Annotated in this window: 4 protein-coding genes; 3 read left to right on the forward strand and 1 reads right to left on the reverse strand. The window is 34.2% G+C overall.

All coding sequences use genetic code 11. From position 1 onward, the window contains the following. The first annotated feature begins 462 nt into the window (after positions 1 to 462). Positions 463 to 1,323, forward strand: coding sequence for a peptidoglycan editing factor PgeF (pgeF, locus tag AC3DU7_RS16520; protein ID WP_488040420.1), 861 nt, complete (start codon positions 463 to 465; stop codon positions 1,321 to 1,323). Between the two features lie 423 nt (positions 1,324 to 1,746). Beyond that, the gene (locus tag AC3DU7_RS16525; RefSeq protein WP_488040421.1) at positions 1,747 to 2,364 is read left to right on the forward strand and encodes a CPP1-like family protein; all 618 of its coding nucleotides are present in this window, start codon (positions 1,747 to 1,749) and stop codon (positions 2,362 to 2,364) included. 538 nt (positions 2,365 to 2,902) lie between these two features. Here the strand turns inward: AC3DU7_RS16525 and AC3DU7_RS16530 are convergent. Further along, complete coding sequence (locus AC3DU7_RS16530; RefSeq protein WP_488040422.1) at positions 2,903 to 4,561, reverse strand: ABC transporter substrate-binding protein; 1,659 nt, start codon at positions 4,559 to 4,561, stop codon at positions 2,903 to 2,905. An 874-nt stretch (positions 4,562 to 5,435) separates the two neighbouring features. Between AC3DU7_RS16530 and AC3DU7_RS16535 the strand changes: the two genes are divergently transcribed. Continuing rightward, positions 5,436 to 5,960, forward strand: coding sequence for a hypothetical protein (locus AC3DU7_RS16535; protein WP_488040423.1), 525 nt, complete (start codon positions 5,436 to 5,438; stop codon positions 5,958 to 5,960). Positions 5,961 to 6,701 lie beyond the last annotated feature (741 nt).

The following is a 6,701-nucleotide window of genomic DNA, read 5'->3' on the forward strand; positions in this document are numbered from 1 at the left end:
ACTTCTGTTGCGAATGTCGCAATAGTCATTTCATTCTGTGAAGCACTCGGAGTTGATGACTCAATTATTAGTTAGTTCTACTAATGTTGCGAATGCCGCAATAGTCAAATTCATTCTGTGAAGCACTCAAAGTTGGTGGTGTGACTTCTACTTTTGTTGCGGATGTCGCAATAGTCATTTCATTCTGTGAAGCACTCGGAGTTGATGACTCAATTATTAGTTAGTTCTACTAATGTTGCGAATGCCGCAATAGTCAAATTCATTCTGTGAAGCACTCAAAGTTGGTGGTGTGACTTCTACTTTTGTTGCGGATGTCGCAATAGTCAAATTCATTCTGTGAAGCACTCTGGCTCCAGGTAAACTTCCAATCCTGTGCAGTAGAGCGAATAAAAATGTCAAAATAAACGAAGGCATTTATGCTGAGGTCAACTGATAACTGATAACTGATAACTGATAACTGAAATGACTGTAGCTGACTCTGACTCACAAAAATTAAATAGATACCACCAAATTTTGAACGAGAATCATGCCACTTGGCATTGGCAAAAATGGCAAGGATTATCTTATCTAACTTGTAGCCTCTTGGAAAATTGGCCTCATGGCTTTTTTACTCACCATTTCTGGCCTCGTACACCAGGAGAATTAGTAGAAGTATTCCCTTCTTCTGCTGAGGTATATCGTGTGAAGCAAGTGCATGGCAATACTGTACTAACAACAGGGAAAGCTACTCAGGTAGAAATGCCTAATTCTAGTCCCGAAAAAACTTATGCTGAGGCTGATGGTTTAATAACTCAAACAACAAAACAAGCAGTTTGGGTTTGCAGTGCTGACTGTGTACCTGTTTTGATTGCTGACAAAAAAACAGGACAAGTGGCGGCAGTTCATGCCGGATGGCGTGGCACGGCTGCAAAAATTGTTCCGGTGGCATCGGCAAGTTTTCAAGCTCAGGGTAGTCAATTATCCGATTTATTATTTGTTCTTGGCCCTGCTATTGCTGGAGAGGTTTATCAAGTTTCTGAAGATGTGGCGGCTGAAGTTGGGGCGACTGTTGTTCCACAAAAAGAGAGAGCAACTACTCAGGATATTTTGCATTCTCTGGAGCTTTTACCTAATTCGCCAGTTTTATCCGATCCTGAACAAGGAAAGGTTCGTTTGGATGTCCGTATGGTTAATGTTTTACAGTTGGAGCAATTGGGTATTGATCATTCACAGATAGCGATCGCTCCTTATTGTACTTATCAACAACCGGATTACTTTTTTTCTTATCGACGTGAAAAGCAGAAAAAAGTACAGTGGTCAGGAATAGTTAGTGGATTGAATTAGATCAACAGTCTAAATTTAAAAGCCAAAAGACAAGATTAGCATATTAATCAAGTGGTAGTTTCAATGTTTGGCAGAAAATACTCTGGACTCGGCTAATGCCAGTGCTGAAACAACCTTATTAGAATCTCCTTAGCTTCAGCCAGGAAAGTAGTCAATTTTTTCTCTAACCGAATTTTAAATACTTCCTTAAGTAGAGTCGTATTTTTTGCCTCTCGACATCTTTTTTTGATTTTCCTCCTATTAATTTCAGGGGTTAAAAGCTATTTTTGATAGTCAGTACTTATGTTAATTTATGAGATTATTCGGTAATTTGTATAGAAATGTTTGTATATTTAACTGAGCATATTTCTAGAAAACTAGATAAGATTAAAATACCATAATCCAATACTGTGTCATAGTTTAAAATATTATTTATATATTGCAATGAGCGATCTAAGTCATTATCAACAACTTGGTCTCACTGAAGATGCTTCTTTTGATGAAATTCAAGCAGCAAAGGAACGTTTAAAACAGCAGCATACTGACGATCAAAAAGTTATAGAAAAGATTGAAGCTGCTTATGATTCGATTTTGATGGACCGTTTAAGGTTGCGTCAGGAAGGAAAGATTAAGGTTCCTGAGCGTATTCGGTTTCCTGAGAAGCAAACAAAAACAAATAAAGTCCCCGATAGTTTTACTCCTGGGTTGACTGAAAAAGGGCCTGCGTGGCTACAAAGGCTAATTGATACTCCTAGTCAAGCTGATATTTTGTGGCCTACTGGCATATATGTGGTTTTAGGTGCTATTAGTATTTATTTTGGGGATAGTCAACCGTTTATTTTGCAACTCACTTTGGCTTTGGGAGTTGGTGGTTGTCTTTATTTTCTTAACCGTAAAGAGAATAAGTTTTTTCGTGCTGTATTGTTGACTGTTGCGGGTTTAATTCTTGGGTTTATTTTAGGTGTAATATTGAGTTCTTTAGCAACTGCTTTAGACATAGAAATATTTATTGCTTTGGTAACGTTTTTGGTGTTATGGATGGTTAGTTGTTTTTTACGTTAATTCAGGAAAGGAAGAAGGAAATAAATTTGAAGGGTTGCACATTACGGAATGATATTGCCAAAAATTAGTTTAGATTGTGACTAAAAAACACCGTTAATTAATCATTCTGGCAACTCTCAAATTCAAAATTCAATTCAATCAAAAATCTCAAATCATTCGTCAATGTGCAATGTCCGGAAGAGGGTTTAATTACAGTTCGATAGTAAAATAATACTATTAAAAAGTAGAATTCAAAATTTATGCTTAGAAGAGGCTTTTGCAATTATAGAAGCTATCTATCTCAAGCAATTATTTCTCTTTATTTCATTTCCTCTTCTCTTCCTTCTTCCTCTTGCTATGATGTAAGTATTTAGCTCTTCCCTGCGGGATGCTACGCAAACAGCAAGCCCTAAATAATTCCTTCTAATGTTGAAGGAGTTTACATTGGCAATAACTTTTAATTCTCTCTCTATTTTTCACTTGCTTTTACCTCCTCCTCTTAATCAATAGCTCAATAGCTAATTGCTGATAGCTGACGGCTCAATGCTGAATGCTTATTCTACGATGATTTATTAATTGTCCAAAAAGGAAATTGCTGAGTCGGTTCTAAATTTACTCCATTAATATTTTTCTGAGCAAAGACATAATCTTTGTCTAACCACAGTGGAATAAAAGGAACATCTTCTCCTAATAAATCTTGAATTTCTCTGAAAATACCTTGGCGTTTTTCTGGGTTTTGTTCCTGACGTTGTTGCTCAATCAATTGATTGATACGATCGCTATAATAAAATGAACCTTGAAATTGGCTAGCTCCTGCTTCACAACCTGTTTCTTCTGAGCCTTTTGTACATTCTAAAAATGGTTGAATATAGTTATCAGCGTCAACAAAATCTCCGTACCAATCTAAAATAAAGGTTTGATATACTCCTTTGTCTAAATTTTTAAAGGCGGTTGCTGCTTCTACACTATTTAATTCTAACTCCATTAAACCGTCTATTTTTTCTTCTACAGATGCTTTTAGTGTACTAGCGACTAATTGTCTTTTCGTTGAATTAGAAGCATACCAAATTTCTACTTTTGCTGGATTATCTTGAGAATGTCCTGCCTCTTTTAATAACTCTCTAGCTTTGTCAAAATTTCCATCTCCATAATTTTCTTGAAATATTGGCTTATAACCTTCAAATTTGCTGGGAATTAGACTATAAATAGGTTCAGCTTGCCCTCTTAAAACTCGTTTATTTAACAAATTTCTGTCAACAATAGCTGCTAATGCTTGTCTTACTGGTTTGTTATCTAATGGTGCAGAATTAATATTTAAAACTATATAATTAACTGTCTTGCCATCTGTAGAAATTACTTGCCAACCTTGACGTTCTGATTCTTGTTCTAAGTTAGAAATTTGGTCAGTGTCAAGAGATAAATAAGCTACATCAATAGCACCTGTTTTAAAAGCATTAAATAAATTGGCTGAACTAGAAAATATTTGAATGTCAATTCCTTGATTTTGTGGTTTTTCTCCCCAATAATTTTCAAATATATCTAATCGTAAAACATCAGTTCCGTACTCAGCTAATTTGTATGGTCCAGTACCAATAAATGTATCAGGTTTAAATTTATTTTCATCTATTGTATATGCTTGAGGCGAAACAGCACAAAGACCAGAAAATGCCAGTAGAGGAGTAAAAGCAGCAAAGGGTTTTTTTAACTTTATTGTTAACTGATATTCTCCGGTAGCTTCTACTGATTCTACTGTATTTGCTAATAAAGAAGAAGGAGGACCTTCATTTTCGATAAAACGTTTTAAAGAAAAGGCCATTGCTTCGCTGTTGAAGGGAGTACCGTCATGGAATGTTACTCCCTGACGAAGAGGAATTGTATATGTTGTGCCATCTTCGCTAATTTTTGGCATTTCTGTAGCTAATTGAGGGACAAGTTCTGTTGTTCCTAATTTGTAACCGTAGAGGCGATCGCCTAAGTTATAGAGTAAGTTACCAGATATTACTTCGTAGGCATCTGCTGGATCGACAGTACGAGGTTTAAGAGTTGTACCAATTGTAATACGATTTGTTTGAATTTCTGTGGTGGAGGTGTTGTTAGGATTATTTTGTGGTTGGCTACAACTAATAACCAGGAAACAGCAAAGACAAAACAAACCAATAAATTGAATAATTAGCTGCCGGGAACGGTTGACAGAATTAAATAATTGATGTTTAAACAATTTAACTATTTACCTCACTCATACTGAAGTTTCTTATTGTTTCTGAGATAAATTCTACCAAGATTTTAGTTCCTTAGAAAATTATTTAAAATATTGCTTCTAAATTATGACTTGTTTAGTGCAAGCTCCAACAAAATATTAAAAAAATTTGCCTAACGGAATGCTAGACAAACAGCAATTCAGCAATCATAATTTAGCTGAAACTGAGAGAAATGCAATTTTAAATGGTATTTAAACAATTAATTATTAATTATTAATTATTAACAATTACCTCTTCTTTTCAAGGAGAGGATTACGCGGTAGGGAAAATTTTTTCTTCTCTTGGTCGATGGTCGGCCAGCGATGAGACTTCGACATTCCACCCTATGGGAAGCTGCGTTTAATAATAATTCATCTATACATAAAACCTCTTGCAAAAATTTTACTTACATCAATTCAATATCTAAAATCAACAATTTAATCTCCCTATTTATTATTCCCTATTCCCTGAATTCTGCAAGAAATTATAGTATATCGCAATCCTCAATCATCTGTGATGATTTTATTGTTTGTCTATATTTACAGCAGTTTTGGAGTTGATGAGGTAAAAAATTTTAGGAATTTAGGGAGTAGGTATTAGGGAGTAGGCAGTAGGGAAAAAAAGATTAATTTTCAAACTGTATCTCACTATCCTAAAAAGTGCTGTATATCCTAAAATTTTCAAATATTTTACAACTGAAATAAGATAACTCTATTTATCAATGAACACCATAGTTTTGCTGATGTTAATTCTTATCTAATTTAGAAAAAAATTAAGAATTATCACAGACTATGCATAAGTTTAGAGGTTCATGTTGAAAACTGCGATATCATATAGTTTTTACTAGCGAATTCTATGTGTGATTCTCAAAATATCAATAAAGATTTGAGTGTAGAAGAAGTTTATACTTGTCCTGTATGTTATCATGGCCAGATATCATCAATGGTTTTAATGGATGCTTTTGCTTGTAACTTCTGTAACCATATTTTTACTGTAGATTTGGTAAAGCAATCATTGAAAATAGCGGATAGTTCTTCTCCTTTAAGTTGGCGGTGGAATGGTAGAAATTGGAAAGTTGATTATCCTAATGCTGAATTGAGTTGGGTAATTAAGTTATTAGCAGTTGCATTTGTAATATTACCAACAACATTAATAGGATTAACAGCTTACTTTTACCCCCCAATACCTGGTACTCCTTTGTGTTGGTTGCCGAGAGTTTGGACTGGTTTAACTTTTCTATTTCATTTGCTAATTATCGTTAATATTTTCATTGATTATTATCAGTTTCCAGTCAGGTTATATTTAAAGGCAGTAGGACGGTATTTATGGTTGAGGATTTCACCACAAAATTCTTCTACTTCAACAATTAATAATTCATAATTACCTCTTCTTGTAAATTAAGAGGATGTACTAAAAAAATTTTTTTCTTTTTTTTCTATCAATGGAAAGATTTTGTACCTTCATTTTAATTTTTCGGTAAATTTCAAGACGATCAATTGCAAAATCAGAAAAAATTAACGAGCAAGATATTAAAGATATAAAGTTTCCAGATGAGTTATAAAACAGGATTATAATTTTTTACAATACTAAAAAATCTGTAAAATTCTGTCCTTTTCCCTGTGCCTTAAAGTCTTGAATTATCTTTAATTATACCAATTCCCAAAAATAATGCTATACTTCCCATGGGACTTCAGCTATTAAGTAATAATAATGGTTGAATAATGTTTGTGGCTATTCTCGGCATTAAACCAAAATATCTTATCTCTTTTCACCCTACTCCCTACTCCCTACTTTCAAGGAGATGTAGCAAGACTTTTGAGAAATGGTATTATACCATTGTGAAAAAAGAATGTGTTTGGATAATAAGTTCGATTAATTAAAGAAAAGCGCAGAAGATATCTCTTTGACAAAGCAGTGCAACCCCGCATCGCCTCACGGCGCACCTTGTAGCGTACCAAGAAAAAAAGAGAATTTCCTACCTCAAAACTGGTATAGAAGGCATTAATTTTGACTCTTTACTCCTAATTAGGGTTTGCTGATTAAATATAAAAGTCTTTATATATAAAGGTTTTAGGCTTTTTAGGTAGTGAAAAAGTACCCCTGTTTTCCCCTAAGAATGCT

Source organism: Okeania sp., from assembly GCF_983059655.1.